We start from the raw sequence: 26,462 nt of genomic DNA, 5'->3' as shown, positions 1-26,462 counted from the left end.
ACAATGAAAAGGTGCCCCGCCCGGAGGCACCTTGTTGAGCGCTGTTACACGGCAATGTGTTCAGGTGGCCTGAATGGCCCACGCCGAACGCGCATTGCGTCTGCCTGCACCGGTGCGAATCCGGTGCGGGGCAACAGTTACAGGTAGTTCAGCTCCATGGTGGCGTTGGCATTGATGTTCAGCGAAGTACTCAGGTCCAGCGTGTCCACAGGGGCAATTTGCGGCTTGAGTGTGAAGGTGCCGCTATAGGTGGTGTAGGCAGCCGGCGTTGTTGCCCCCACTGGAGCAAAGGAGTTCATCGCGATTTTGCTGATCTGACCGTACTGTGCGTCAACCCAGGTAATACCGTCGTTACTGGCAAGGACATTGGCATGGGTTTCCGTACCATTACCCGTCACTACAACGCTTGCGCCACCACCGTGCTGGATCCAAAGGTGGCCAATAGGGGCGTCAGCCGCATCTTTGCCCAGGCTGAACAGGTTGTGGCCAGCCGCAGGGTAGGTACCGTCGGCTTCCTGGTTATCAACCCAGCTGGTGCTGATGGCGACCGGTCCGGTACAGGTGATGTTGTATGGAAGAGTAGCGTTGGGCATTGGGGTTGGCTTGGCAGGGTCGCTTTCGAGTGCGCTGACCTGAATGTCACCCAGATCCAGGGGGGCTCCGGTGCCGATGGTCACGTCGCAGCTGGCAGGTACCACCTTACCGGTAACTTTCAGGTCGGCAGTGGTCGCGGCCAATGCATTGGCCGAAGCAGCCAGAAGACAGGTTGCAAGCAAAGTTTGTTTAATATTCATAATGGTTCCTCTAAGTCTTGATGGGTAAAACTGCTCGATTCAATGGTTTCAGCACCACTGCCGGTTACCGCTACGCTTGCGCCACCGCCGTGCTGTAGCCACAAGTAACCGAACGAGCATTGCGTCTGTATGCACCGGAGTGGATCCGGCGCACGGTCAACCATTACAGGTAGCTGAGTTCCATGGTGGCGTTGGCATTGATATTCAGCGAGGTACTCAGGTCCAGATCGTTCACGGGGGCTATCGTCGGTTTGAGTGTGAAGCGGCCGCTATAGGTGGTGTAGGCCTCGGGCGTAGATGCCCCCACTGGAGCAAAGGAGTTAATCTGGGTTTTGCTGGCCTGACCGTAGGATGAGTTAGTCCAGGTAACACCGTCGGTACTGGTAATGACATTGGCATGGGTCTCTGCGCCATTACCCGTCACTGCAACGCTTCCGCCAGCGCCGTGCTGGATCCAAAGGTGGCCAATAGGGGCGTCAGATGCATCTTTGCCCAGGCTGAAAAAGTTGGCACTAGGTATTGAGGTACCGTCGGCTTCCTGGTTATCAACCCAGCTGGTGCTGATGGCGACCGGTCCGGTACAGGTGATGTTGTAAGGAACCGAAGGTTGGGGCAGCGCGGTTGGCTTATCGGGGTCTGGATTGAGTGCGCTGACCTGAATGTCACCCAGATTCAGGGGGGCTCCGGTGCCGATGGTCACGTCGCAGCTGGCAGGTACCACCTTACCGGTAACTTTCAGGTCGGCAGTGGTCGCGGCCAATGCATTGGCAGAGGCAGCCAGAAGACAGGTTGCAAGCAAAGTTTTTTTAACATTCATAATGGTTCCTCTATGTCTTGATGGGTAAAACTGCTCGATTCAATGGTTTCAGCACTATTGCCGGTTACCGCTACGCTTGCGCCACCGCCGTGCTGTAGCCACAAGTAACCGAACGAGCATTGCGTCTGTATGCACCGGAGTGGATCCGGCGCACGGTCAACCATCACAGGTAGCTGAGTTCCATGGTGGCGTTGGCATTGATGTTCAGCGAGGTACTCAGGTCCAGATCGTTCACGGGGGCTATCGCCGGCTTGAGCACGAAGTTACCCCTATAGGTGGTGTAGGCCTCGGGCGTTGATGCCCCCACTGGAGCAAAGGAGTTCATTTGGGTTTTGCTGGCCTGACCGTAGGTTGAGTTAGTCCAGGTAATACCGTCGGCACTGGTAATGACATTGGCATGGGTCTCTGCGCCATTACCCGTCACTGCAACGCTTCCGCCACCACCGTGCTGGATCCAAAGGTGCCCAATAGGGTTGTCAGACGCATCTTTGCCCAGGCTGAAAAAGTTGGGACCAGGTGCTGAGGTACCGTCGGCTTCCTGGTTATCAACCCAGCTGGTGCTGATGGCGACCGGTCCGGTACAGGTGATGTTGTAAGGAACCGCAGGAACGTTCAGTGCGGTTGGCTTATCGGGGTCTGGATTGAGTGCACTGATCAGAATGTCACCCAGATCCAGGGGGGCTCCGGTGCCGATGGTCACGTCGCAGCTGGCAGGTACCACCTTACCGGTAACTTTCAGGTCGGCAGTGGTCGCGGCCAATGCATTGGCCGAAGCAGCCAGAAGGCAGGTTGCAAGCAAAGTTTTTTTAACATTCATAATGGTTCGTCCATGTCTTGATGAATAAAACTGCTCGAATCAATGCTTCAGAGCAGGCCAGTTACGGCGGCCAGCACTCTGACGACCTGTTGCAAAACTTAAAATAGGAATACTCCTAGGGCGTAATCAATTAGGAATATTCCGATTTTTAGCTCATATTCAGTTATAGGTGTGGATTTAAACTCACCTTGTTTATCAGGCGTTTTCTCTGGCAGAAAATCGGGGGGCGAAGCAATACATAGTTCACGGCAGTGCCAGCCTGTAGATATTGGGTTTTTATGTGGCGCATATTTGCGGCGTTATAAGTCAATCATGGGTTCGGCAGTTATGAATAGGCCCACCCCTTTCTAAAAAGTACCACCCTGAGTTTGGTCGCTACTGTTCCCCGGCGCTCATGCATATTGCCCGCAGTACAATCGTACTGTCACGCCGAATAATATTCGGCGTGACAGAGGCAAAACTACAGTTACAGGTAAGTCACTTCCATGGTGGCACTGGCATCAATGGTCAGCGCATTGTTAAGGTCCAGGGTACTGGTCGGCGCAATTTGCGGCTTGAGTGTGAATCTTCCGCTATAGGTGGTGTAGGCCGCGGGTGTCATTTCCCCCGCTGGCGCAAAGGAGTTGACCTGACGCTTGCTGGCCTGACCGTAGGACGCATCAGTCCAGACAATACCGTCGACGCTGGTGATGACATTGGCATGGGTTTCAGCGCCATTACCGGTTACCGCTACGCTTGCGCCACCACCGTGCTGGATCCACAAGTGGCCGATAGGGGCGTCAGCCGCATCTTTGCCCAGGCTGAAGAAGTTATGACTGGCTATAGGGTGGGTACCGTGGGCTTCATTGTTGTCAAGCCAGCTGGTGCTGATGGCCACCGGGCCGGTGCAGGTGAGGCTATAAGGAACGCTGCGGTTGGCCAGTGAAGTTGGTTTATCAGGATCGGGGTTCAGATCGGCGACATGGATATCGCCCAGGTCCAGAGGTGCACCCGTGCCGATGGTTACGTCACAGCCGGCGGGAACGATCTTGCCGATCACAAGCAGGTCGGCCTTGTTGGCGGCCAGTGCACTTCCAGAAACTGCCAACAGGCAAGTAACGAGCAAGGTTTTTTTCAAAGACAACATATAAGTAACTTCCATAGTAAGCGCCGCGAGAGCGCAGTTTATTGAGTGCAGCGGCGGCATCTTACTCAATCACTTTATTAAATAATACAGGCGGTACGTTTGGCGGCCGATTCAAACAAGGCATATGGGTATTTGATGCATTGCAAGTTAGGACTGTTCTTAATAAAGGTCCGAGGTGTCTGTAGGAGTCCTAGGGCCAAGTTACGCGCGAGACTTTAGTTATCAGATGCGACAGGTTAAGTTTTTTGCCAATAACACTGAGGCATTCAAGTTCATGCACTGAATCAGTGCTGCAAGATGTTTAGGAATAGCTGGCAATGACTAAGAGTATCTTAATGATGTAACCAAAGATTACACGGCCGCTGCCAGGGGCCATCCGGACCTTAGTCGCAAAACCGTTCGCCAAGTTTCTCGCCGAGCAAACTGTCAAACATCGCCTGGGCCGCTGCCGACAACTCATGGCCGGGTTTGGTCAGGATGCCCATGGCCCGTTCTATCACGGGTTCATGCAAGGTGATGCAGCGGGCGCCGAGCTCGCGCATCTGTTCGGCGCACAGTGCCGGAACTGCACTGACTCCCAGCCCGCTGGCGACCATGCGTCCGACCGTAGCCAGTTGATGACTTTCAAATTCCACCGGCAATTTCATCTGCCGGGCCTGCAAATGCTCTTCGAGCATCACCCGTACGGCAGAGGGTCGCTGCAGTGTGATGAAGGGTTGTTCCAGCAGGGTTTGCCAATCAATCAGCAAACGCCCGGCCCACTGCGAATCACTGGGCACTATTGCGACAAACCGGTCCATATACAGCGGGGTAAAGGTCAGCGCTGACCCCGGGCCCGGCTTGAATGCCACCCCCAGTTCCACCTGACGATCACGTACCATCTCCAGCACCTGTTCGTTGATCACGTCGTTGACCGTGACGTTGAGCCGGGGGTGGCGGGTACGAAAGTTCTTGAGGATACGCGGCAGCAGATTGCCCGAAAACGAAGGTATCGCTGCCAGGGTTACCCGCCCCCGCTGCAGGGTGAAGCGCTGGCGCATCTCGTCCTCGGCATTGTCCCACTCGGCAATCAGCCGTCGGGCCAGCGGCAACAGCGACTCACCTTCGGGGGTCAGGGCCACATGCCGTGTGGTACGGCTGAACAGGCGCCCTCCCAGCCCTTCCTCCAGCGCCTTGATGGTCAGGCTCAGGGCCGACTGCGACAAATGCAGGCGTTCACAGGCCACGGCGAAGCTCAGGCTCTGGGCCACGGCGAGGAAGGCACGCATCTGTTTTACGGTCATGGGCTGTACCCTGGAGTTATTGATTTACTTTACCAATTAATAAACCTTAAAAAACAATTTAACAAATCAATTGCCCGGAGTGACACTCGCTGCCATTGGCTAACCACCCACCACTAACAATAAGAGAGGTGTCTATGGCAGGTTTCGACAAACGTGTGGCGTCCTACGAGGAAGCCCTGGCCGGGCTCGAAGATGGCATGACCGTGATCGCCGGGGGCTTTGGTCTGTGCGGTATCCCGGAAAACCTGATCAACGAGATCAAGCGCAAGGGCACTCGCGACCTGACGGTGGTCTCGAACAACTGCGGGGTTGACGGGTTTGGTCTGGGGGTATTGCTGCAAGACCGCCAGGTCAGCAAAGTGATCGCCTCTTACGTGGGGGAAAACGCCCTGTTCGAGAAGCAGTTGCTGGACGGCGAAATCGAAGTGGTACTGACCCCCCAGGGCACTCTTGCCGAGAAGATGCGTGCCGGTGGCGCCGGTATTCCTGCGTTCTTTACCGCTACCGGTGTAGGCACGCCAGTGGCTGACGGCAAGGAAATCCGCGAATTCAAGGGTCGCGCCTACCTGATGGAAGAGTCGATCACCGGCGACTTCGCCATTGTCAAAGGCTGGAAGGCTGACCATTTTGGCAACGTGATCTACCGCCACACCGCGCAAAACTTCAATCCGCTGGCCGCCACCGCGGGCAAGATCACCGTGGTCGAAGTTGAAGAGATCGTCGAGCCCGGCGAGCTGGACCCGACACAGATCCATACCCCTGGCATCTACGTCGACCGGATCATTTGCGGCACGTTCGAGAAACGCATCGAGCAACTCACCGAACGTTCCTGATCCCCTGCCCTCAGCCCTGGCTCCACGGAGAACAATAATGGCTCTTACCCGCGAACAAATGGCCCAGCGCGTCGCCCGCGAAATGCAGGACGGCTTCTATGTGAACCTCGGCATCGGCATTCCGACCCTGGTGGCCAACTACATCCCCGAAGGCATGGAAGTCATGCTGCAATCAGAAAACGGCCTGCTCGGCATGGGTGCATTCCCGCAAAAAGGGCAAGCTGACGCCGACATGATCAATGCCGGCAAACAGACAGTTACTGCCCGCACCGGGGCTTCGATTTTCTCTTCGGCAGAATCCTTCGCCATGATTCGCGGCGGTCACATCGACCTGACCGTGCTCGGCGCCTTTGAAGTGGACGTGCAGGGCAATATCGCCTCCTGGATGATCCCCGGCAAAATGGTCAAGGGCATGGGCGGCGCGATGGACCTGGTGGCGGGGGCCGACAATATCATCGTCACCATGACCCATGCGTCCAAGGACGGCGAGTCGAAACTGCTGTCCCGTTGCAGCCTGCCGTTGACCGGTGCCGGCTGCATCAAGCGGGTTCTGACCGACCTCGCCTACCTGGAAATCGCTGACGGTGCGTTCATCCTCAAGGAGCGTGCCCCCGGGGTCAGCGTGGAAGAAATTGTGCGCAAGACCGCCGGCAAGTTGATCGTGCCCGAGCATGTACCAGAAATGCAGTTCGCCTGACCTGGCTTTTTCAAGGAGCAATGTGATGCAAGAAGTCGTCATTGTCGCGGCCACGCGCACAGCCATAGGTAGTTTTCAGGGGGCCCTGGCCACTATTCCGGCAGTCGAACTGGGCGCCGCGGTAATTCGCCAGTTGCTGGTCAAAACCGGTCTGGACGCTGATCAGGTGGATGAAGTGATTCTCGGCCAGGTGCTGAGCGCCGGTTGCGGGCAAAACCCCGCGCGTCAGGCGTCGATATTCGCCGGCCTGCCCCACAGCGTTCCCGCCATGACCCTGAACAAGCTCTGCGGTTCCGGTCTCAAGGCGGTCCAGCTGGCGGCCCAGGCGATCCGCTGCGGCGATGCAGAGGTCATTATTGCCGGTGGCATGGAGAACATGAGCCTGGCCCCCTACGTGCTGCCTGCTGCCCGCACCGGCTTGCGCATGGGCCATGCCAGGATGATCGACAGCCTGCTCCACGACGGCTTGATGGACGCTTTTAACGACTACCACATGGGCATCACTGCCGAGAATCTGGTGGACAAGTACCAGCTCGGCCGTGAACAGCAGGATGCCTTTGCTGTCGCGTCCCAGCAAAAGGCTTGTGCGGCCATCGAGTGCGGCCGTTTCGCCGACGAGATCACGCCGATCCTGATCCCCCAGCGCAAGGGCGACCCGCTGTCGTTTGCGGTGGACGAGCAACCCCGTCAAGGCATCACTCTGCAGTCCCTGGGCCTGCTCAAGCCGGCGTTCAAGAAAGACGGCAGCGTCACCGCCGGCAACTCTTCGACCATCAATGACGGGGCCGCCGCCGTGATGTTGATGAGTGCCGACAAAGCCAGGGCGCTGGGCCTGCCGGTACTGGCGCGGATCTCGGGTTACGCCGGTGCCGGGGTTGATCCGGCCATCATGGGCATCGGCCCGGTAGCGGCCACCCGGCGCTGCCTGGCCAAGGCTGGCTGGAGCCTCGACCAGCTGGATCTGATCGAAGCCAACGAAGCCTTCGCAGCCCAGGCATTGGCGGTGGGTAAAGAGCTGGAGTGGGACATGGACAAGGTCAATGTCAACGGCGGAGCCATTGCTCTGGGCCATCCGATCGGCGCCTCGGGCTGCCGGGTGCTGGTGACCTTGTTGCACGAGATGATCAGGCGCGACGCCAAAAAAGGCCTCGCTACCCTGTGCATCGGTGGTGGTCAGGGAGTGGCCGTGGCCATCGAGCGCGGCTGAAGCGCTACAGGTTCAAACAGTCAGGGCAAGGACCCACGATATCCGCGCACTGACTGGCAACACCCCGGCGTGACTTCGGTCACGCCGTTTTTTTTGTCTGGATGTCGGGTGCTCTCGAGGCTATCGCGAGGCAAGCTCGCTCCTACGGGGGGGTTACGTTAACGTAATGGCATCTGGCAGACACATATCAAGGAGCAATGCCCAATGACTACTCAGCTCGGTTGTTCCCTTCAAGACAGCGCGGCCCCTGAAGGGGTTTGTTTCGGCTGCGGCACCAGCAATGTCCACGGCCTGCACGTAAAGAGTTTCTGGCATGAGGACGGGGTGCATGTAATCGCCGAGCACCTGCCGGATGCCAAATATTGCGGCTGGCCGGACCTGGTCTATGGCGGCTTGATTGCGATGCTGGTTGATTGCCATTCGAACTGGACCGCGATGGCTTTTCACTACCGTGTGCAGCAGCGTGAGGTCGACAGCCTGCCGCGGATCAATTGCGTCACCGGCAATCTGGGGATCAAGTTCATCAAACCGACCCCGATGGGTGTGCCCCTGACCTTGCGGGCGAGAGTCGAAGGTGAGGTGGGACGCAAAAGCCGTGTGATCTGCGAGGTCTATGCGGGGGATGTGCTGACGGCGGTCGGTGATTCAATCTTTGTGCGCGTGGATACCGCAGAACTGGCTTCCCAGGCCCATGGCCGCCTGTAGAAGCTCTTCGCTGAAAGGCTCGCGAGCAAGCTCGCTCCTACAACAAGCGAGCTCCTACAGATGGACGGGGGGCGGGTTTATCTGGAGAGCTCCCTGATCATTGCCACGGTCAGGTACAGCCGCGGCGCAATGCTGCTCAGTTCGATGTATTCGTCCTCTGCGTGTAAACCTGCACCGACCACGCCCATGGTTTCCAGCACTGCCGGCTTGGCACTGCCCGGCACATAGGCATAACCCGCATCCGTGCCGAAACGCATGGCGATAGGTTCAACCTTCAGACCAATTTCGCCATAGAGCTGTTGCGCCGTTCTGGCCAGGGATTCGGAGCCGGCATTCTTCGCCAACGGCGGCCGGCCCGGGTGCAGGGTGATCGCAGTTTCGGTGTCCGGGATCAATGTGTTCTGCGCAATGCGCTTGGCATCGGCCAGAACCCGGTCGCTTTCGGCCACATCCGAGTAGCGCATGTCGGCCTGGGCGCTCGCCAGGTCGGGGATGATATTGGCCTTGTCGCCGGCCCGGGCCATGGTCCAGTTAACCGTGGTGCCTTTGGCCGGGTCGCCCAGGTCCTTGAGCTGCACGATCTGATGCGCCAGTTCGGTCAGGGCATTGCGACCCTTTTCCGGCGCGGAGCCCGCATGGGAGGACTTGCCCTTGACCTCCATACTGAGCTGGTTGATGCCATTGGTGGCCACGGTCACGGCATCTGTGTCCGGTGGCTCATAGGAGAATACGTAGTCATGTTTGCGGGCAAGTTCGGCAATGATTTTTTTCGACCCGGCAGAGCCCATTTCTTCGTCGGGGTTAAACAGTATGGTCAGGGTGCCGTAGTCCTTGAACTGTTGATCCTGCAACAACTTGACCGCGTGCAGGATCATTGCCACTCCGCCCTTGGCATCGGCGACACCCGGGCCATAGGCACGCTCACCTTCGGTGCGAAACGGCCTTTTGGCCACGGTTCCGGGGCCGAATACGGTGTCGTAATGCACCATCAGCAGGAAGTCTTTATTACCTGTGCCCTTGAAGGTGCCGACGATATTGTCACCTGCCGAAGGACTGGCCGGACTGGTCTCGACCTTGGCCCCCAGAGCCTCCAGGCGCTTGACCAGCAGCGCGCTGACCTGGTCCAGACCCGGCTTGGTCCCGGTCCCGGTATCCACTGCGACCAGGGTTTTCAAGGTGTCCAGATAAGCAGGCTGTTCGGCCCGGGCTTTGGCCAGCAAGGCTTGCGGATCCGTCTCGGCGGCGTTGACGGCGGCACTGACAAGCAGCGCCAGAACGGTGGCTGCGGTGAAGGAAAAGCGGGACAACTGCATAGGTAAGGCCTCGATCCATCATGGGTAATTATTTTTATCAAGTGCACTTTGTAACCCATATGACGCTACAGATGTCAGGTGCACGCCGACTTTTCCAGTGGGGTCGGGTGGGTCATCGGGAGCACCTTGCGCGTGGGGAAGCTACTGCGCCAGGACTTTGGCGTCCTTGCTGCGTATCTCCTTGATCACCGAATTGACCCGATTGACCAGGACGTAATGCCCGCTGATTTCAACCCACTGCTCGGTATCCGAGGGTTGCGGCAGCCCCTTGGCTTTCCAGTTTTTTATCGCGGCCGTGTCGCGGGTGTATTGGTCCGGTGCCTTGTCGCCGTTGCCATAGCAACTGCTCAGATCCATGGACTGCGCCAGGATTTGCCCCGGTTTGCAGTCACTGGGCTTTTCATCGCCAGCCTGGGCTGCGAAGGGTACTGCGCACATGAGACCGGCCAGTATTGATGCAGAAATGATGCTGCGCATGTTCACCTCGTTGTGGTTACCGGCCAGACGCCGGTTTGGGGTTATAGCAACGGTGGACAAGTGCAGGACCGCTAACGTTCCCTTTATCAGGCCTACCGTGGCTTGTGCTTTGCCGGCCCGGGCCCGAGGGTGCGACCGCTGATTACGGATTCCGGGCGTTGGGTGAGCACATCAAAATCGGCCTGCGCTCTGGCGGCATCGTCCTTGTGCTTGATCAAAAACCAGAGCTTTTTCTTGCCCTCTTGCTGTGAACGCACCAGGTTCCAGATGCCTTGCAGCTTGTGGCCTTCGAGCTGGAACTGCAGCTTGCCTTTTTTGAATGACTCGACCGGGTCGCCTATGGGCTTCCACACCCCGTTATCCCAGACAATCACATCCCCTGCCCCATAGTTGCCTTCAGGGATATGCCCCTCGAACGTGGCGTAATCCAGTGGATGGTCCTCCACTTGCACCGCCAGACGCTTGACCCGGGGGTCCAGGCTTGGTCCTTTAGGCACGGCCCAGCTCTTGAGCGTGCCTTCCAGCTCAAGGCGAAAATCGTAGTGCAGGTGGCTTGCGTCATGCTTCTGGATGCAGAACCCATGGCGTTGCGAAGCCTTTTGATCTGCACCGCCGGGCTCCGGCGTGGCTGCAAAATCGCGTTTTTTCTGGTACTCATCCAGCCTGTCGTTCATGACGGATCCTCTTTTTTCGCTGCCAAAAACCTGGTGCGTAATCGGTGGTCGAGCCACGGCCCCGCACGGGCTCCTTCTATTGCCCGGCCGGGGCCGTTTCGAGCATCTTTTCAAGGAACATCGCCAGACCGACTTCTTCTGCCTTGAGCCCCTTGCGCACTCGGGGACGGGGCAGTTCGGCCAGGGCGCCCGCTACATACCCTTCAAGTACGGCCGGATGGATGTAGCACTTGCGGCAGACTGCCGGAGTGTTGCCCAAATGCCTGGCAACGCTCTTGACCATGTCCACCACATGCCGCCTGGCATCGGCCTGCGGTTGCCATTGCAGTTCGCGCAACACCGATAACGCCATGGCGCTGCCGGCCCAGGTGCGGTAGTCCTTGGCCGTGAAGTCCGCGCCGGTGAGGCTGTGCAGCCAGGCATTGATGTCGGAAGAACTGACAGTGTGGCGCTCGCCATTTTCGTCCAGGTACTGGAACAGGTTTTGCCCCGGAATCTCCAGGCAACGCTTGATGATCCGCGCCACACGCCGGTCCTTCACGGAGATGTTGTGCTCTACCCCGCTTTTGCCGCGGAACCGGAAATTGATGGTACTGCCGCTCACCTCCACATGCCGGCTGCGCAAGGTGGTCAGGCCGTAGGAACGGTTGTCCCTGGCATATTGGCTGTTGCCGACCCGGATCAGGGTCGCATCGAGCAAAGTCAGTACCGTGGCCATGACTTTTTCGCGGCTGAAGCCGGGGGCCGCCAGCAGGCTGTCCAGTTGCCGGCGCAGTTTCGGCAAGGCCAGGCCAAAGTCCCGCAGCCGGGAGTATTTATCGGCATCGCGCACTTCCCGCCAGCGAACGTGATAGCGGTATTGTTTGCGGCCCCTGGCATCACGGCCGGTGGCCTGCATATGGCCGCGCGGGTCAGCGCAGATCCAGACATCGGTATAGGCCGGCGGAACGGCCAGGGCGTTGATCCGCTGAACTTCCCCGGGATCGCTGATGCGCTGCCCGTGCGGGTCAAAGTAGGCAAACTTGCCGCGCAGTTTCTTGCGCGTGATACCTGGCTGCGTGTCATCGACATAGTGCAGGTCTGGGGGCAACAGGTCGGACATGGCGCTCATCCTGTACGGGGATTCATGGCCCCTTCAAAGCATTGACCGCAGCGGTTGACGTACGTGCCGAGGATTTGCCCGGAGTTTTTTCAGGGGGCGGTGGACGCACCCGGCCTTACAGGATCTCGTTCAGCAGGTTGAACACCGTGAGTTTTACTGCACTGTCCAGGTCCACCCAGGCCAGGCCGGTGGTTGCCCGATAGCTGCCCAGCTCCAGTGGCCTGGCGATGACATTGGCCGGTAATGCTCGTCCGGCATTGGCCGGTAGCAGGCCAATGCCGAGCCCGGCGCAGACCAGTGCCAGCATGGTGGTGAACTCCCCGAGTTCCGAGGCTATTTGCAACTGCAGGCCATGACTGTTGAGCGATTGCATCAGTTCATCGTAGAACCCGGGCGCGTAGCGTCTGGCCAGGACAAATACCGATACCCCGGCAAGTGCGGCCGCTGGCACCTGATCGTACGCAGCCAGCGGGTGATCGGCGGGCAGTGCCAGGATAAAGCTCTCCCGCAGCACCTCGCGGGTGTGGATCCCGGGGATCACGGCGGGCAAGCGCATCAGCCCGAAATCCAGCTGGCCGTTTTTCAATGCAGTGGCCTGATCCGGCCCCGGCATGTCCTTGAGTTCAAGTTCAACCCGCGGCAACCTTGCATGCAGTGCCCGCACCAGTGCCGGCAACAGTTGCGGCAGCACCGAGGACACAAAACCAAAGCGCACCCGGCCGATCTCGCCGCGCCCCGAAGCCCTGGCCACATCCGCCGCATGGGCGGCCTGATGCAGCGTGGCCCGGGCCTCGGGCAAAAACACCGCCCCCACCTGGGTGAGCATGACCGAATGCCGGTTGCGCTCGAACAGGCGCACACCCAGTTCCTCTTCAAGCATCTTGATTTGCATGCTCAGGGCCGGTTGCACGATGGATAGACGCTGCGCCGCACGGCCGAAATGCAGCTCTTCGGCCAGGGTCACAAATGATCTGAGATGTTTGATTTCCAATTGGGTGCTCCGCTGAAAAGGGTCTCTGGGGGCACTGATCAAAATAGCTGATCACCAGATCATCAATGACGATTGGACGCTACCCCCGGCCTGGGGTGAAGTAGCAACCGGGCCCTCGAACATAATAAACGGCCCGGGAGAACAGCATGTCATTCAATCTCGCGAGCTTTGGGCTCAACGGCCGCAGGGCCCTGATCACCGGTTCCGGCAAAGGCATCGGCCTGGCGCTGGCCCGGGGCCTGGGCGCTGCCGGGGCAACGGTGGTGATCAATGATCGCAATATGGACAAAGCCCGCCGGGTTGCCAGTCAATTAATCGACGAAGGTCTCAACGCCGAGTTCGCGGTATTCGACGTCACCGATCGGGCGCAACTGTTCGAGGCAATCAACACCTTTGAGGCCGAGACCGGGCCCATCGATATTCTGCTCAACAACGCCGGCGTCCAGCGCCGTGCGCCACTGGAAGACTTTACTGCCCAGGACTGGCATGAGCTGATGCGGGTCAATCTGGACGGTGTGTTCCATGTGTCCCAGGCGGTTGCACGGCACATGATTGGCCGTGGTCGCGGCAAGATCATCAACATCTGTTCGGTGCAAAGCGAACTGGCCCGGCCGACTATCGCGCCCTATGCCGCGTCCAAAGGTGCCGTGAAAATGCTCACCAAAGGCATGTGTGCCGAGTGGGCACGCCACGGGATTCAGGCCAATGGGCTGGCCCCCGGGTACTTTGCCACCGAGATGAACCGGGCGCTGGTGGATGACCAGCAATTCTCCGAGTGGCTGTGCAAACGCACGCCCGCAGGGCGCTGGGGCCAGGTCGAGGAGTTGTGCGGTGCCGCGGTATTTCTGGCTTCGCCGGCTGCGGATTTCATCAACGGACAAACCCTGTTTGTGGATGGTGGCCTGACCAGCGTCGTGTAAACCAATACCGTCGCAGCCGGGGTTATTGGGAATCTTTCCCATAGGGATGACATCATAACTAGAAATGTTATAAGGTAACTGCTCCTTATACCCTCCCCTTGTCTGTGATCCCTTGATGACCACCCCAGTCCAAGCTCCACCCTCAAGTCAGCGCCTGTTGTCCATCGATGCCCTCAGGGGTCTGGTGATTCTGTTGATGCTGCTGGACCACGTGCGCGAAACGTTTTTCTTGCACCGCCAGGTAGCCGACCCGATGAACATCGACAGTACCGAGCCGGTGCTGTTTCTCAGCCGTACCCTTGCCCACCTGTGTGCCCCGGTGTTTGTCTTGCTCACCGGCCTTTCGGCGTATCTGTATGGCGAGAAATATCAGGGCAAGCGCGACGTTTCGGTCTTTCTGTTCAAACGCGGGCTGTTTCTGGTGCTACTGGAGTTGACCCTGGTGAACTTCGCCTGGACCTTCCAGTTCCCGCCTTCGGTGATATACCTGCAGGTGATCTGGGCCATCGGCCTGAGCATGCTCGCCCTGGCGGCGCTGGTGTGGTTGCCGCGGCCCGTCCTGCTGTTGCTGGCCCTTGGCATCATCGGCGGGCACAACCTGCTGGACAGCCTGCACTTCGCTGCCGATTCGACGCTGCATGTGCCTTGGGCGATTTTGCATGACCGCGGCTGGATAGAGTTTTCCGACACCTTGCGCCTGCGCACTTCCTATCCGGTGTTGCCATGGATCGGGGTGATTGCCCTGGGCTACTGCGTGGGGCCCTGGTTCGCCCGCACTGCTTCGGCTGCCGAGCGCCAGCGCTACCTGTTGCTGGCAGGTGCAGGGGCACTGCTGGGTTTTGTCGCACTGCGCCTGTTCAACGGTTACGGCGAGGCGCACTGGGTGGCCCATGGCACTCACCTGCAGACTCTGATGAGCTTTTTCAACATCACCAAGTACCCGCCTTCGCTGCTGTTCCTGACCCTGACCCTGGGCGTCGGACTGTTGCTGTTACTGGCCTTCGAGCGGGTTCAACAGAGCAAATGGATCGCCATGCTGGCGGTGTTTGGCGCGGCGCCGATGTTTTTCTATCTGCTGCATCTGTATGTGCTCAAAGTGCTCTATCTGCTCAGTGCTGGCCTGCTCGGCCTGAATCAGGGCAACTATTTCGGTTTCGACGGCATGGGCCCGGTGTGGCTGACGGCGATGTTGCTGGCAATTGCGCTTTACCTGCCGGTGCGCTGGTTTGCCGGGTTAAAGGCCCGTCGTCGCGACATTAGCCTGCTGAAGTATTTCTGAATCCTTTTCGAGCAGACAGCGCAGCGCCCGCAGGCTACTTTAGCGGGCTTCTGACCCTGCGACTGCGTTACTCCTCAAAGCCTATATGGATAGCCCGACATGCGTATTTCATCCCTGAGCCTGTTGCTCAGTGCGGCCCTGCTCTGCTCATCGGCACTGGCGCAAACCCATGAAGTGAAGATGCTTACCCGCAGTGCTACTGCGGGCATGGTGTTCGAGCCGGATTATTTGCACATAGCTCCCGGCGATACGGTTAAATTCGTTGCCACCCAAACCGGTCATAACGCCGCCACTTTGCCCGGACTGTTGCCCGAAGGCGCGCAACCCTTCGCTGGCAAGATCAATCAGCAAATCGAGCAAACCTTCACTGTGCCTGGGCTCTACGGTATTCAATGCGTTCCCCACCTGGCCATGGGCATGGTGATGCTGATTCAGGTCGGTGAGGCCGGGCCGCAGCCTGCGGTACTGCCTGCAACGCTACCGGCCAGGGCCCTTGAGCGTTTACATGTGGCCCTGCAAAAACTGCAGGCCGGGCAGTGAGCAAAGTCCGCTGGCGATCTGCGATGCTGCTGGCCCTCGCCAGCCCCATGGCGCTCGCCGACCCGGGCGCCCAGGATCGGTCCGCGGGCCTGGTCGAAGACAGTACCTGGAGCCTGGTCAACCGCACGGTTTACGACAGCCGCGAGTATCGCCACGGCGCACGCAACAGCGGAGCGCGCAATGCCTATAAACCGCGCGCCGAACGCAATGGTTATGCCGAGGAATGGGCCTACGGGTTGATGGGCACGTTGCAATCAGGGTTCACCCAGGGCCTGATCGGGGTCGGGGTGGATGCCCACGCCTATCTGGGGGTCAAACTGGACAGCGGTGGTGGCCGCGCTGGCAAGGCGCGCCTGTTGGGGCTGGATAACGACGGCTACCCCAAGGACAACTTCGGCCGGGGCGGCGCGGCGATAAAGCTGCGCATGTCGGACACAGTGCTGTCCTGGGGCGAACAACGGGTCAAAACCCCGGTGTTCAGTTCCTCCGACAGCCGCCTGCTGCCGGAAACCGCCACCGGGGTGTTTCTCACCAGCAATGAATTCACTGCCCTGAAGATGGTCGGCGGGCATTTCACCGGGAGCACCGACCGTAACGCCAGCAGTCACGATCAAGGCTTTGTGGTCAATTACTCCAACGGGCCCAAAGGCGATGCCTTCGACCTGGCCGGGGTGGTCTATACGCCGAGTAAAAACCTCAGTGCCAGCATTTACAGCTCGCGCTACGAGGACACCTGGAACCAGCAGTACCTGGGCGCCCTGTACAGCCAGGCGATTGATGACAACCGCTCGCTGACCTACAACTTCAACCTGTATCGCACCACCGATGAAGGCAAGGCACTGTCGGGCAATATCGACAACACCACCTGGAGCCTGATGGGCACCTACGCTCAAGGCCCCCACAGTTTCAGCCTGGGTTATCAGAAGGTGCATGGCGATACGCCGTTCGACTATGTGACGCGGGGTGCGATTTTTCTCACCAACGCCGTACAACTGTCTGACTTCAACGCGCCGAATGAACAATCGTGGCAGGCCCGCTACGACCTGGGGATGACGCCGTGGGGCATGCCCGGCCTGGTGTTCAGCGCGGCGTATGTGCGTGGTAGCCAGATCGACGGCAGTCATGTCGACCCCCGCGGCGGTTATGCGTATCTGGGTTACGGCAAGGGCGGCAAGCACTGGGAGCGGGATCTGGAAGCGCGTTATGTGATCCAGAGTGGTACCGCCAAGGGCACCATCCTGTCACTGCGCCATAACGTGCATCGGGGCAATACGGCCCAGGCCGAACTGGATACCGATCAAGTCCGGCTGGCCGTTGAATACCCCCTGACCGGGCGTTTTTAACCGCCGGGCGGCACTGACGACGGGCTCCTACAGAATATGGGGTGTTGCTTGCAGATCCTGTGGGAGCCATCGCGAGGCAAGCTCGCTCCTACAGGGTGCGGGGTGTCGCTTGCAGATCCTGTGGGAGCTGGCTTGCCAGCGATGGCGGTGAGTCAATAATCGCGAGGCGAGCTCGCTCCTACAGGGGGTTAGTGTTGCATGGCGCCGTGGTCATGCATGTCCATCTGCATGCTGTTCAGGGCGCGGGCCTTGGCCGTGACTTCAATGGCTTCCTTGACCCCTTTGCTGTCTTCGACGATCAGGGTCAGCGGCACGTTGTCGCCTTCTTTGATCTGGCCCTTCAGGTCCATCAGCATCACGTGATAGCCCTCTGGATCAATGGCGACGGTCTTGCCGGCCGGCAATGCCACCGATGGCACTTGCTGCATGCTCATCACGTCATTTTTCATCGTCGACTCATGGATCTGCACCGTTTTGGCAACCGGGGATTTGACTTCGACCAGCTTGCTGTCGGTACTCGCGGTGATGTGCATGAAGGCACCGCTCGAGGGCTGGCCGGCAACGGTCGCGCGGACCCAGGCATCATCGACCACGGTTTGCGCGGAAACATGCAGGCTCATGCCCAGCAGGGACAGCAACAGATACTTGACGGGTTTCATAGAAGTGGCTCGTTCAAAGGTGCGTGAAGTCAGCAGACTGACATGACGGTGAGCAGGTCTTCGGTGCACTGCTTGGCCGACAGCGAAGGTGACAGGCCCATGCGCAGCACGCCACGGGAGTCGAAGACGAAACTGGTGCCGGTGTGCGAAATGGTATAGGAGTCGCCGGTAGGGATTTTCTCGTAAAAAACCTTGAATTCCTTAGCCGTGGCCGCTGTTTCTTCCAGCGTCCCGGACAGCGCGATAAACGTCGGATCGAAGGCTTTGACATAGGCATCGAGCATGGCGGGCTTGTCGCGCTCCGGATCGAGGGTGATAAACACCACCTGCAACCGGTCACCGTCCGGGCCCATCAGCTTCTTGGCCTGGGCAGCACGGGCCAGCGCGGTCGGGCACACGGCCGGGCACTGGGTGAAACCGAAGAAAATCATCGGCATCATGCCGCGGAAACTGCCCAGCATCATTTCGTTGCCTTCGGCATCACGCAACTTGAACTTGCGCCCCATGATTTCATTGCTCAGGTCTTTTGCGTACTTGTATGACAAACCGCTGCCCATGTCGCAGCCGGCAAGCAAACCGAGACTGAGCACGCCAAGTCCTGCAACGACATGGCGGCGAGTCAGTAATTCGTTCATGTATGAGGTTCCTTTAAGCGGCTTTTACTACAAACAAAAGCCTTCACCCTGCGCAGTACGCAACAGGGGTGTACGTCGCCCGGGCCATTGGCTCAAGTACGCACGATTGCTGTGGGGTAGACGCGTTTCATGGGTGCGCAATTTAACACTCTCATCTGCTGCCCGCACGGCCGGGCAGCCCCCCGGTAGTGGCCCTGTCTGCTTGCAGGCAGCCAAACCGGGCGGTAACGGCGCAGGCCTGCGACAAATCGCCTCAGGCCCGATTTGTCGGGCCCTGGAGCACATTTGCGCTTGATTAAATACGTGATTGCGATTAACCGCAGAGGTCAACCGTAATTGGTAGCGAATAGGTTTCAGCGTGTAAGCAAATTGCCGCCCTCAAACAGCAGGTACGGCATTTTTTCACATTGGCTTCACCTCGCCGCTACCCGCCTGCCCTTAACCTGTTCCGGTTTGAATCAGCCGGTTGAACTGCGCGTCAGGCAGCTATTATCAGGCGGTTATCGGTCAGCCTGATAACGGCGAGCGTTTGCTGCATCGGCGCGCCGAAGGCAGCATCGCCTATATCCCGGGCCTGCCTTGAGGGCGACTGGCGGGCAGCAATGCTCCGCCAGCAATTGACGATCTACAGGATCCTGTAGAGCAAACGTTCAATCCGGACCCGGCTGACCCGGCGCAGAAACTTGGCCACGGCCGGCGGATACTCGGCCATGGATTCCAGGATCTTGTAGCTTTCTATGCGTCGGGTGTTGGCAAAAATCGCCGCCAGCTCCTTGCTTCGCGGCTCCAGCAGTTCGCGGCGCGGGTCATCGATCAACAGGCCGTTTTCCAGGTCCAGACGGAAGGCTCGGGGGTTCAGATTGTTGCCGGTGAGCAAGGTGTAGCGGTCATCGACCCACAGCCCCTTGAGGTGAAAGCTGTTGTCGCCATCACGCCACAGGTGCAGGTTGAGCAAGCCGCTATCGATCATGGACTGATGTTTTTTGGCAAACCGGCGCAGGCTCATCTCGTATAAATAAGGCAATGCCGCGATCACCTTGAACGGCTCGCTCGGCGGGATGTAGAAGTCGTTGGCGGTCTTGTCGCCGACCACGATATCAATTTTCACCCCTCGTTCGAGGGCCCGATTGATCTCCCGGGTCACCGGTAGCGGCAGGTTGAAATAGGGCGTGCAAATAGTCAGTTGCTGCTGACTGCTGGCAATCAGCTCACAGATCACCCGGCTCAGGGGATTGTTCTTGCCGACCCCCAGCAGCGGACTGACCGACAGGCCAAAGTGACCGCTGACCCCGGCGCTGGTGTCGTAGCTGGCTTTTTTCAGGTGGCTGCGAAAATCGCCGATGGCACTGCGCAGGCTGCGGGTTGAAGGCAATGATGGCAGGTCCAGGCGATGCACGGCCTTGGTCTGAATCAGGTCCTGTTCAATGAAGTGCTGCATGGAGTCTGCCAGCTGCTTGTTGTGCAACAGGTGATAGCGGTCGAACCGGTACTTGTCGAACTTGTGCAGGTAGACATTGTTCAGACTGGCGCCGCTGTAAATCACACAGTCGTCAACGATAAAGCCCTTGAGGTGCAGTACCCCGAACAGCTCCCGGGTTTGCACCGGCACCCCGTAAATCGGCACCTGGCTGGCATGGGCAGCGGTTTGCGCCTGATACCAGGCGGCATTGCCGGGCTGCTTGCCGGCGCCGATCAGTCCGCGCTGGGCGCGCAGCCAGTCCACCAGTACCACGATTTCAAGCTCGGGACGGGCGGCTTTGGCTGCGTGCAGGGCATCGAGAATTTCCTGTCCGGCCTCGTCCTGTTGCAGGTACAAAGCCACCAGCGTGATGCGCTGGCGTGCACCCGCGATCTGCTCCAGCAGGCACCGACGAAAGTCAGCCGCGCCGGGCAAGATGCTCAAGGCATCGGCGGATATCGGGAAGCTGCGTAGCTTGGGCAGCAAAGAGCGTTTGAAGAGCGACGGCATAGGGCTCGCTAAGGGTCGAATGCGAAGAGCCACGAAGCTTACACGATCGTGCCCCGAAGCCATACCGGCCATGGCAAACCGCCAGGTTGCCGGTAGTCGCTGACGAGGCTCGAAGGCTGCGATTAGGTCCGCAGGACCTTGCTTGACGGCCACACAGAAAACCTGTGGCGGTATCAAAAAGCACCTGCGGTGTCACAACCAGAAAGCTCGCAGCCTTCGAATCTCGTCAGCGACTATGCGGGTCGGTCAATCAAGACGGGTGCGGGTTAATACGGGCCCGGTTTCAGGCTCAACAGGCGGGCAATGTCCCGCGCCCGGTCGGTGAGCAATTGCTCGGCCCGGGCACAGGCGTCTTCCAGGCTCATCGGGCCACTGGTGATGGCAAATGCGGCATTGACCCCGTGCTCGTACATGGCCTGGTAGCCCTCGCCCAGAGTGCCGGCCAGTACCACCACCGGTACACCCTGGGCCCGGGCGATGCGCGCGACCCCGAAAGGGGTTTTGCCACGCAGGGTTTGCGCATCAAAACGGCCTTCTCCGGTGATCACCAGATCAGCGCCCTGCACCGCTTCGGCCAGGCCCACCAGTTCGGCCACCACTTCAACTCCGGCGCGAAACTGCGCGGCGAAAAAAGCCTTGGCGGCAAAGCCGAGACCGCCTGCAGCCCCCGAACCGGGCTCCTGACGAACATCCCTGGGCAAGACCCGGGCGCAGTGATCGGCAAAATGCCCCAGGGCCTTGTCCAGTAGCTGGACCTGCTCAGGGGACGCGCCTTTTTGCGGGCCGAATACGGCCGATGCCCCGTGTTCGCCACACAGGGGGTTGTTGACGTCTGCGGCAATCTCGAAGCGCACCTGGGCCAGGCGCGGATCAAGGCCTGCAAGGTCGATACGGGCGAGTCCGGCCAGGGCCAGGCCGCCGTGTGCCAGGGGCTGGCCCTGCTCGTCGAACAGCCCCAGGCCCAAGGCTTGCAACGCACCGGCGCCGGCATCGTTGGTGGCGCTGCCGCCGATGGCGAGGATGATGCGCCGGGCGCCCGCATCCAGGGCCGCCCCGATCAGTTGGCCGGTGCCGAAGGTGCTGCTGACGCACGCATCGCGCTGTCCCGGTGTCAGCAGTTGCAAGCCGCTGGCTTCGGCCATTTCAATGATTGCCGTGTGGCTGTCCGGCAGCCAGCCCCAATGGGCCTCGACCGCTGCGCCCAACGGGCCTTGGACCTGGTTGCGGCGCAACTGGCCATTGCCTGCGGCCACGATCGCCTCCACGGTGCCTTCTCCGCCATCGGCCATGGGACACTGGATCAACTGTGCCTGTGGCAATACCTGGGCGAAACCGGCAGCAATGGCAGCAGCGACTTTTTCAGCGCTCAGGCTGTCTTTGAACGAGTCGGGGGCAATCACGATTTTCATGGGGCGCATCTCCAGTTCTTATGGCATCCATGCTGCCAGCAACTGACTGCAAACACGCCAGTCTGGTGCACAAGCAATAACGGCCTTTGTTGTTCATTTTTACAAGACGCGGCTGACCCTAGAGATTCTGGGGCAGCAGTTGCACGCCCAGGTACAGGGCCAGCATGCCGTTCAGACTCAACGGGTCGACACCGCTCAGTTCGGCGATGCGCTCCATGCGATAGCGCAGGCTGTTGCGGTGAATGCCAAGGGCATCGGCGCACGCCTGGCTCTGGCCATCGTGCTCACACCAGCTGCGCAAGGTCGCGATCAACTGGCCGTTGCCGTCTTTGGCCACCACTTTGTGCAGCGGGCCAAGCAATTCTTCAAGGGCATCGTCATTGCGGTGACGCCACAGCATGACCGGCAGGCGATAGCGATTGAGGCTAAGCAGTCGCGTCTGCGGCAATACATCACGACCGTAGGCCAGCAGGTCGCCGACCCGACGATAACAACGGCGCAAGCCATTGAGAGCATCGGCCTGCCCTCCTGCGGCTATGCGCAAAACCTTCCAGCCCTGTGCGTCGAGCTTTTCCAGCAGGCGCAGGTCATCCAGCGCCGCCGTTGCCGGGCGGCACCACAGCAGTGAGCCGGTGGCCGGGCTCACGCACCAGCTGTCGGGGAAGCGCGATTGCAACCAGGCACTCAAGGCCTCGGCGCTTTGCCCGCTGCCCAGTTCAAACAGGTATGGAATGCGCGATAACTGTGGCTTTAGCCCCAATTGCCGGGCCTCATCGATCAAGCGCGCGGAATCGCCGCCTTCACTGAGCAGCAAGGCCACCAGATCATCACAGCGCTGGCGTCGCCATTGTTGTTCGGCTTGCTGAAAGCGCTGGCCCACCAACATCTCGGCGGTCATGCGCACCAGTTCGGCGTAGGTGCGCAGCAATTGCGGATCGCCGGTGAGGCCCAGTACGCCGATCAGGCGCTGATCGAGCAACAGCGGCAGGTTGATCCCCGGTTGTACCCCTTTGAGGCACTTGGCGGTTTGTTCGTCGATCTCCACCACCCGTCCATTGGCCAGTACCAACTGCGCCCCTTCGTGCCGGGTATTGATACGCTCAGGCTCGCCACTGCCAAGGATCAGGCCCTGGCTGTCCATGACATTTACGTTGTACGGCAAGATGGCCATCGCGCGATCCACGATGTCCTGTGCCAAATCATGATCCAGTTCGAACATAGGGTGAAAATCCTTGTAGGCATTTGTTCACGGGCACAGGTGGCGCGGATAAAACCTGTGCAGGGGCACAAAGACAGCAGCGTTGGGGTGGCCGAGACTCAACACGCGATCAACGTTAACCTCGGATCGTGAAAAATCATAATAAAGAGAGACATAAGATGTCACAGAGCGCCGCCGCATCGCTGATCAGCGATGACGATAAAAACGCCATCTACAAACGCATCACCCTGCGTTTGATCCCCTTCATCTTCATTTGCTACCTGTTTAACTACCTGGACCGGGTAAACGTTGGCTTCGCCAAATTACAGATGCTCGACGCGCTGAAGTTCAGCGAGACGGTATACGGCCTTGGCGCCGGGATTTTCTTTATCGGCTACGTGCTGTGCGGCGTGCCGAGCAACCTGGCCCTCAGCAGATTCGGGCCACGGCGCTGGATCGCCGTAATGATGATCGGTTGGGGCCTGCTGTCGACCTGCCTGATGTTTGTCACCACCCCTGCCGGGTTTTATACCCTGCGTTTTTTCACCGGCGCGGCTGAAGCGGGGTTCTTTCCCGGGGTGGTGCTGTATCTCTCGCAGTGGTTCCCGACCTTCCGCCGCGGCCGGATCATGGCGTTGTTCATGTGTGCCATTCCGGTTTCGGGCCTGATTGGCGGCCCTTTCTCCGGCTGGATCCTTAGCCACTTTGCCGCGGGCCAGGGCGGTCTCGCCGGCTGGCAGTGGATGTTCCTGCTGCAAGGGGTGCCGACGGTTGTGCTGGGCGCACTGGCGATTTTCTTGCTCAGTGACAGTTTTGCCAACGCCAGATGGCTCGGTGCAAAAGAGCGCGCAGTGCTGGAAGCGGACCATGCCCTGGACGCCCTGAACAAACCTGCAACCACCTCCGACTCATTGCTCGCAGTATTCAAGAACCCGGCCATCTGGGCGTTCGGTCTGATTTACTTCTGTATCCAGAGCGGCGTATACGCGATCAACTTCTGGCTGCCGTCGATCATCAAGAACATGGGCTTCAGCGATACCCTGGTGATCGGCTGGATCAGCGCTATCCCCTACTTGCTGGCGGCTGTGTTCATGTTGCTGGTGGGCCGTTCTGCGGACTTGCGCAAAGAGCGCCGCTGGCATCTGGTGGTGCCTATGTTGATGGGTGCACTGGGCCTGGTGATTGCCGTCAATTTTGCAGCCCAGCCGGTGATCGCCATTCTGGGGCTGACCATCGCCACCATGGGTGCCCTGACCGGTTTGCCAATGTTCTGGCCGGTGCCGACCGCCATGCTCAGTGCCGGTGCGGCAGCGGGCGGCCTGGCGCTGATCAACTCGATGGGGCAGATGGCCGGGTTTCTCAGCCCGTACCTGGTGGGCTTTGTCAAAGACGCCACGGGCTCCACCGACGTAGCCCTGTACCTGTTGGCGGCAGTCATTGTGGGCGGCAGCCTGTTGGCGCTGCGCATGACCCGCGGCATGACTCAGGCATAAACCCCCTTGGCCTCTGCAGTAGCGAGTTCGCTCCTGCAGAGGCCAATGTGAGCAAGCCATTTGCCCTTCGGCCCGCTGAGCCTCAAGCTATGCACCTCCAATAATCAGAATGTGCGTTTCAACGAGGCTGTTGTGTCCAAAGGTATTGTCTTATCAGTTCTGGCATCGAGCCTGTTCGGTGTCATGTATTACTTCACGTCCCTGCTCTGGCCCTTGAGCGGCGCCGAAATCTTCGGCTGGCGAATGCTCCTGACCCTGCCCTGCATGACTCTGTTCATGTGCTTTTCCGGTGACTGGCGGCTGGTTCCGGTGATCGTCTCGCGGCTGCGTCAGCAACCCCGGCTGTGGGCAGTGCTGGTGGCGTCCAGCGCACTGGTGGGGGTGCAGTTGTGGCTGTTTCTGTGGGCACCGCTTAACGGCCATAGCCTCGACGTCTCGCTGGGCTACTTCCTGTTGCCTCTAACCATGCTTCTTACCGGGCGCCTGGTCTATGGCGAGCAGTTATCGCATTTGCAGAAAATCGCTGCGGCTCTGGCCACCCTCGGGGTCGCCAACGAGGTGTACCGGGTCGGCGGATTTTCCTGGACCACCCTGGTGGTTGCTATCGGTTACCCGCTGTACTTCGTATTGCGCAAACGCGCAGCCACGGACAACCTCGGCGGCCTGTGGGTCGATATGCTGTTGTTGGTGCCGGTGGCCTGGTGGTTTGTGCAGAGCGGTGAGCAAGGATTCGCTGTGGCCAGCCATCGCCCGGCGCTGTATGCGCTTATTCCGCTGCTGGGGGGCATCAGCGCCCTGGCATTGATCAGCTACATTCTGGCCAGTCGCATGCTGGCATTCAGCTTGTTTGGCTTGCTCAGCTATGTAGAGCCGGTATTGCTGGTGATTGTCGCGCTGCTGCTGGGGGAAAGTATCAGCGCCGGACAATGGCTGACCTATTTGCCAATCTGGCTGGCGGTTGTGGTTCTGATGTTTGAAGGCTTCAAGCATCTGGTGCGCCAACGTCGCTCGGTGTGAGGTCCGGGGGCCAGGTATGCGGGGCCTGAAAGACCTCGCAGCCTCGTGCCCCGGCAGCAACTGCCCGGTGGCGGCAGACCGTTTATCTTTTTTTTCAGAAACACGAACGCTCGTTTAAAACGACTTTGGCCCAGTATTTGCTTGGCGTTTTGTCTCTTGAGCGCACTCAACAAGAATCAGTCCCAAGTAGTTGGTTTAAAAGACATTTGCCAACGACCCTGAACAGCCTCAAGCTATGTTCCCACTCAAACGAGTAACGTTGTAGATCCATTGAGGTTGTTGTGTCTAAAGGCATTTTTCTATCGATTTTGGCTTCCTGCTTGTTCGGCGTCCTGTACTACTTCACTTCTCTTCTTTGGCCCCTTGATGGTCAGGAAATCTTCGGCTGGCGAATACTCATATCGCTGCCATTCATGACACTCTTTATCTGCCTCTCCGGCGACTGGAAATGGGTTCCCATCATTTTCAAGCGCTTAAGCGATAAACCTCTACTGATTCCTTGCGTATTGCTCACCAGCTTCCTGGTCGGCCTACAGCTGTGGATGTTCATGTGGGGGCCGCTGAACGGGCACGGTCTGGATGTGTCACTGGGATATTTCCTGCTGCCCCTGACGATGATCCTCACCGGTCGCATCGTCTACGGTGAACACCTGTCGCACCTGCAGAAAATAGCCACGGCCCTGGCTGTTATCGGCGTTGCCAACGAGTTGTACCGCACCGGCGGTTTCTCCTGGACGACCCTGGTGGTCGCCATCGGTTACCCGATGTACTTCGTACTGCGCAAAAAAATCGGTATCGACAACCTCGGCGGTCTGTGGCTGGACATGCTGTTGATGGTCCCGGTTTCGCTATGGTTCGTGATGGCAGGCCCCCATGTAGATCTGGGCGCCCAGCGCGAGGCCCTGTATGCACTGGTGCCGCTGATGGGGATTATCAGTGCCGCCGCAGGCTTTGCTTACATTCTGGCCAGTCGCCTGTTGCCGTTCAGCCTGTTTGGCCTGCTCAGCTATGTCGAGCCGGTGCTACTGGTAGCCGTGGCCCTGTTGCTGGGTGACAGTCTTGAAGAGGGTCAGTGGCTGACCTATGGTCCGATCTGGCTCGCGGTGGTGGTGCTGATCATCGAAGGCCTCAAGCATGTGAGCCGCCAGCGCCGCTCTATCTGAG

Annotated in this window: 25 protein-coding genes and 1 pseudogene; 11 read left to right on the top strand and 15 right to left on the bottom strand. The window is 59.2% G+C overall.

Annotated elements, in window-relative coordinates; genetic code table 11:
• Window positions 1-137: 137 nt before the first annotated feature.
• The 5 genes from FEZ21_RS14725 to FEZ21_RS14705 all read right to left on the bottom strand — a co-directional run bounded on the left by FEZ21_RS14725 (window position 138) and on the right by FEZ21_RS14705 (window position 4,837).
• Window positions 138-794, bottom strand: coding sequence for a DUF1120 domain-containing protein (locus tag FEZ21_RS14725; protein ID WP_160627621.1), 657 nt, complete (start codon window positions 792-794; stop codon window positions 138-140).
• A 163-nt stretch (window positions 795-957) separates the two neighbouring features.
• Entirely contained in the window at window positions 958-1,611 is a 654-nt protein-coding gene (locus tag FEZ21_RS14720; RefSeq protein WP_160627619.1) for a DUF1120 domain-containing protein, read from the bottom strand.
• A gap of 163 nt (window positions 1,612-1,774) precedes the next feature.
• Window positions 1,775-2,428: a DUF1120 domain-containing protein gene (locus tag FEZ21_RS14715; protein ID WP_160627617.1), complete on the bottom strand. Its 654-nt coding sequence runs from the start codon at window positions 2,426-2,428 to the stop codon at window positions 1,775-1,777.
• Between the two features lie 466 nt (window positions 2,429-2,894).
• Window positions 2,895-3,554, bottom strand: a complete 660-nt coding sequence (locus tag FEZ21_RS14710; RefSeq protein WP_160627615.1) for a DUF1120 domain-containing protein — start codon at window positions 3,552-3,554, stop codon at window positions 2,895-2,897.
• 383 nt (window positions 3,555-3,937) lie between these two features.
• Window positions 3,938-4,837 (bottom strand): LysR family transcriptional regulator, encoded by a 900-nt coding sequence (locus tag FEZ21_RS14705; protein ID WP_003445503.1) that lies wholly within the window; start codon window positions 4,835-4,837, stop codon window positions 3,938-3,940.
• Between the two features lie 134 nt (window positions 4,838-4,971).
• Between FEZ21_RS14705 and FEZ21_RS14700 the strand changes: the two genes are divergently transcribed.
• From FEZ21_RS14700 to FEZ21_RS14685, 4 genes are all read left to right on the top strand, one after another.
• On the top strand, window positions 4,972-5,670 hold the full coding sequence (locus tag FEZ21_RS14700; protein WP_003445501.1) for a CoA transferase subunit A: 699 nt from the start codon (window positions 4,972-4,974) through the stop codon (window positions 5,668-5,670).
• A gap of 37 nt (window positions 5,671-5,707) precedes the next feature.
• Window positions 5,708-6,367, top strand: a complete 660-nt coding sequence (locus FEZ21_RS14695; protein WP_003445499.1) for a CoA transferase subunit B — start codon at window positions 5,708-5,710, stop codon at window positions 6,365-6,367.
• 25 nt (window positions 6,368-6,392) lie between these two features.
• Window positions 6,393-7,574 carry an acetyl-CoA C-acetyltransferase gene (locus FEZ21_RS14690; protein WP_127195408.1) on the top strand — a complete coding sequence of 394 codons (1,182 nt, stop codon included), beginning with the start codon at window positions 6,393-6,395 and terminating at the stop codon, window positions 7,572-7,574.
• 204 nt (window positions 7,575-7,778) lie between these two features.
• The gene (locus FEZ21_RS14685) at window positions 7,779-8,279 is read left to right on the top strand and encodes a PaaI family thioesterase (RefSeq protein WP_160627613.1); all 501 of its coding nucleotides are present in this window, start codon (window positions 7,779-7,781) and stop codon (window positions 8,277-8,279) included.
• Window positions 8,280-8,356: 77 nt separating this feature from the next.
• Here the strand turns inward: FEZ21_RS14685 and FEZ21_RS14680 are convergent, their stop codons facing one another.
• From FEZ21_RS14680 to FEZ21_RS14660, 5 genes and pseudogenes are all read right to left on the bottom strand, one after another.
• Window positions 8,357-9,592 (bottom strand): M20/M25/M40 family metallo-hydrolase, encoded by a 1,236-nt coding sequence (locus FEZ21_RS14680; RefSeq protein ID WP_160627611.1) that lies wholly within the window; start codon window positions 9,590-9,592, stop codon window positions 8,357-8,359.
• 141 nt (window positions 9,593-9,733) lie between these two features.
• A complete protein-coding gene (locus tag FEZ21_RS14675; protein ID WP_003445489.1) occupies window positions 9,734-10,069 on the bottom strand; it encodes an RcnB family protein in 336 nt (111 codons plus the stop codon).
• Window positions 10,070-10,176: 107 nt separating this feature from the next.
• Window positions 10,177-10,743: pseudogene (locus FEZ21_RS14670) on the bottom strand (DNA polymerase ligase N-terminal domain-containing protein); the annotation flags it as partial.
• A 76-nt stretch (window positions 10,744-10,819) separates the two neighbouring features.
• Window positions 10,820-11,845 carry a DNA topoisomerase IB gene (locus tag FEZ21_RS14665; protein WP_178092380.1) on the bottom strand — a complete coding sequence of 342 codons (1,026 nt, stop codon included), beginning with the start codon at window positions 11,843-11,845 and terminating at the stop codon, window positions 10,820-10,822.
• Window positions 11,846-11,960: 115 nt separating this feature from the next.
• Complete coding sequence (locus tag FEZ21_RS14660) at window positions 11,961-12,836, bottom strand: LysR family transcriptional regulator (protein WP_160627605.1); 876 nt, start codon at window positions 12,834-12,836, stop codon at window positions 11,961-11,963.
• A 146-nt stretch (window positions 12,837-12,982) separates the two neighbouring features.
• Here FEZ21_RS14660 and FEZ21_RS14655 point away from each other — a divergent pair, with 146 nt between their 5' ends.
• The 4 genes from FEZ21_RS14655 to FEZ21_RS14640 all read left to right on the top strand — a co-directional run bounded on the left by FEZ21_RS14655 (window position 12,983) and on the right by FEZ21_RS14640 (window position 16,918).
• Window positions 12,983-13,756 (top strand): glucose 1-dehydrogenase, encoded by a 774-nt coding sequence (locus FEZ21_RS14655; protein ID WP_003445481.1) that lies wholly within the window; start codon window positions 12,983-12,985, stop codon window positions 13,754-13,756.
• A gap of 115 nt (window positions 13,757-13,871) precedes the next feature.
• Window positions 13,872-15,035, top strand: coding sequence for a DUF1624 domain-containing protein (locus FEZ21_RS14650; RefSeq protein ID WP_029612626.1), 1,164 nt, complete (start codon window positions 13,872-13,874; stop codon window positions 15,033-15,035).
• Window positions 15,036-15,134: 99 nt separating this feature from the next.
• The gene (locus FEZ21_RS14645) at window positions 15,135-15,575 is read left to right on the top strand and encodes a pseudoazurin (protein ID WP_003445478.1); all 441 of its coding nucleotides are present in this window, start codon (window positions 15,135-15,137) and stop codon (window positions 15,573-15,575) included.
• A 23-nt stretch (window positions 15,576-15,598) separates the two neighbouring features.
• Complete coding sequence (locus tag FEZ21_RS14640; RefSeq protein WP_160627603.1) at window positions 15,599-16,918, top strand: OprD family porin; 1,320 nt, start codon at window positions 15,599-15,601, stop codon at window positions 16,916-16,918.
• 188 nt (window positions 16,919-17,106) lie between these two features.
• Here the strand turns inward: FEZ21_RS14640 and FEZ21_RS14635 are convergent, their stop codons facing one another.
• From FEZ21_RS14635 to FEZ21_RS14615, 5 genes are all read right to left on the bottom strand, one after another.
• Window positions 17,107-17,577, bottom strand: coding sequence for a copper chaperone PCu(A)C (locus FEZ21_RS14635; protein WP_003445475.1), 471 nt, complete (start codon window positions 17,575-17,577; stop codon window positions 17,107-17,109).
• A gap of 29 nt (window positions 17,578-17,606) precedes the next feature.
• Window positions 17,607-18,212, bottom strand: a complete 606-nt coding sequence (locus tag FEZ21_RS14630; RefSeq protein ID WP_003445473.1) for an SCO family protein — start codon at window positions 18,210-18,212, stop codon at window positions 17,607-17,609.
• Window positions 18,213-18,837: 625 nt separating this feature from the next.
• Window positions 18,838-20,181 (bottom strand): CDP-diacylglycerol--serine O-phosphatidyltransferase, encoded by a 1,344-nt coding sequence (gene pssA / locus FEZ21_RS14625; RefSeq protein ID WP_160627601.1) that lies wholly within the window; start codon window positions 20,179-20,181, stop codon window positions 18,838-18,840.
• A 266-nt stretch (window positions 20,182-20,447) separates the two neighbouring features.
• A complete protein-coding gene (locus FEZ21_RS14620) occupies window positions 20,448-21,590 on the bottom strand; it encodes a glycerate kinase (protein ID WP_003445465.1) in 1,143 nt (380 codons plus the stop codon).
• A 118-nt stretch (window positions 21,591-21,708) separates the two neighbouring features.
• Window positions 21,709-22,809: a sugar diacid recognition domain-containing protein gene (locus FEZ21_RS14615; protein WP_003445464.1), complete on the bottom strand. Its 1,101-nt coding sequence runs from the start codon at window positions 22,807-22,809 to the stop codon at window positions 21,709-21,711.
• 158 nt (window positions 22,810-22,967) lie between these two features.
• Between FEZ21_RS14615 and FEZ21_RS14610 the strand changes: the two genes are divergently transcribed.
• From FEZ21_RS14610 to rarD (FEZ21_RS14600), 3 genes are all read left to right on the top strand, one after another.
• Complete coding sequence (locus FEZ21_RS14610; RefSeq protein WP_003445458.1) at window positions 22,968-24,281, top strand: MFS transporter; 1,314 nt, start codon at window positions 22,968-22,970, stop codon at window positions 24,279-24,281.
• Between the two features lie 132 nt (window positions 24,282-24,413).
• Window positions 24,414-25,298: an EamA family transporter RarD gene (gene rarD, locus FEZ21_RS14605; RefSeq protein ID WP_127195417.1), complete on the top strand. Its 885-nt coding sequence runs from the start codon at window positions 24,414-24,416 to the stop codon at window positions 25,296-25,298.
• Window positions 25,299-25,579: 281 nt separating this feature from the next.
• Window positions 25,580-26,461 carry an EamA family transporter RarD gene (gene rarD, locus FEZ21_RS14600; RefSeq protein ID WP_003445453.1) on the top strand — a complete coding sequence of 294 codons (882 nt, stop codon included), beginning with the start codon at window positions 25,580-25,582 and terminating at the stop codon, window positions 26,459-26,461.
• Window position 26,462 lies beyond the last annotated feature (1 nt).

The organism is Pseudomonas sp. 9.1(2019) (assembly GCF_009910445.1).
GTDB lineage: Bacteria > Pseudomonadota > Gammaproteobacteria > Pseudomonadales > Pseudomonadaceae > Aquipseudomonas > Aquipseudomonas paraversuta.
The sequence above is the reverse complement of the archived record's forward strand: the minus strand, read 5'-3'. Positions and strand labels throughout refer to the sequence as shown.

Excerpts from the sequence above, each read along its gene's own strand:
- pssA (WP_160627601.1), bottom strand. The coding sequence starts at position 20,181 with ATGCCGTCGCTCTTCAAACGCTCTTTGCTGCCCAAGCTACGCAGCTTC.
- FEZ21_RS14690 (WP_127195408.1), top strand. The coding sequence starts at position 6,393 with ATGCAAGAAGTCGTCATTGTCGCGGCCACGCGCACAGCCATAGGTAGT.
- FEZ21_RS14665 (WP_178092380.1), bottom strand. The coding sequence starts at position 11,845 with ATGTCCGACCTGTTGCCCCCAGACCTGCACTATGTCGATGACACGCAG.
- FEZ21_RS14655 (WP_003445481.1), top strand. The coding sequence starts at position 12,983 with ATGTCATTCAATCTCGCGAGCTTTGGGCTCAACGGCCGCAGGGCCCTG.
- FEZ21_RS14725 (WP_160627621.1), bottom strand. The coding sequence starts at position 794 with ATGAATATTAAACAAACTTTGCTTGCAACCTGTCTTCTGGCTGCTTCG.
- FEZ21_RS14720 (WP_160627619.1), bottom strand. The coding sequence starts at position 1,611 with ATGAATGTTAAAAAAACTTTGCTTGCAACCTGTCTTCTGGCTGCCTCT.
- FEZ21_RS14700 (WP_003445501.1), top strand. The coding sequence starts at position 4,972 with ATGGCAGGTTTCGACAAACGTGTGGCGTCCTACGAGGAAGCCCTGGCC.
- FEZ21_RS14620 (WP_003445465.1), bottom strand. The coding sequence starts at position 21,590 with ATGAAAATCGTGATTGCCCCCGACTCGTTCAAAGACAGCCTGAGCGCT.
- FEZ21_RS14695 (WP_003445499.1), top strand. The coding sequence starts at position 5,708 with ATGGCTCTTACCCGCGAACAAATGGCCCAGCGCGTCGCCCGCGAAATG.
- FEZ21_RS14680 (WP_160627611.1), bottom strand. The coding sequence starts at position 9,592 with ATGCAGTTGTCCCGCTTTTCCTTCACCGCAGCCACCGTTCTGGCGCTG.
- FEZ21_RS14675 (WP_003445489.1), bottom strand. The coding sequence starts at position 10,069 with ATGCGCAGCATCATTTCTGCATCAATACTGGCCGGTCTCATGTGCGCA.
- FEZ21_RS14685 (WP_160627613.1), top strand. The coding sequence starts at position 7,779 with ATGACTACTCAGCTCGGTTGTTCCCTTCAAGACAGCGCGGCCCCTGAA.
- FEZ21_RS14630 (WP_003445473.1), bottom strand. The coding sequence starts at position 18,212 with ATGAACGAATTACTGACTCGCCGCCATGTCGTTGCAGGACTTGGCGTG.
- FEZ21_RS14640 (WP_160627603.1), top strand. The coding sequence starts at position 15,599 with ATGCTGCTGGCCCTCGCCAGCCCCATGGCGCTCGCCGACCCGGGCGCC.
- FEZ21_RS14635 (WP_003445475.1), bottom strand. The coding sequence starts at position 17,577 with ATGAAACCCGTCAAGTATCTGTTGCTGTCCCTGCTGGGCATGAGCCTG.
- FEZ21_RS14650 (WP_029612626.1), top strand. The coding sequence starts at position 13,872 with ATGACCACCCCAGTCCAAGCTCCACCCTCAAGTCAGCGCCTGTTGTCC.
- FEZ21_RS14715 (WP_160627617.1), bottom strand. The coding sequence starts at position 2,428 with ATGAATGTTAAAAAAACTTTGCTTGCAACCTGCCTTCTGGCTGCTTCG.
- FEZ21_RS14610 (WP_003445458.1), top strand. The coding sequence starts at position 22,968 with ATGTCACAGAGCGCCGCCGCATCGCTGATCAGCGATGACGATAAAAAC.
- FEZ21_RS14615 (WP_003445464.1), bottom strand. The coding sequence starts at position 22,809 with ATGTTCGAACTGGATCATGATTTGGCACAGGACATCGTGGATCGCGCG.
- FEZ21_RS14710 (WP_160627615.1), bottom strand. The coding sequence starts at position 3,554 with ATGTTGTCTTTGAAAAAAACCTTGCTCGTTACTTGCCTGTTGGCAGTT.
- FEZ21_RS14645 (WP_003445478.1), top strand. The coding sequence starts at position 15,135 with ATGCGTATTTCATCCCTGAGCCTGTTGCTCAGTGCGGCCCTGCTCTGC.
- FEZ21_RS14705 (WP_003445503.1), bottom strand. The coding sequence starts at position 4,837 with ATGACCGTAAAACAGATGCGTGCCTTCCTCGCCGTGGCCCAGAGCCTG.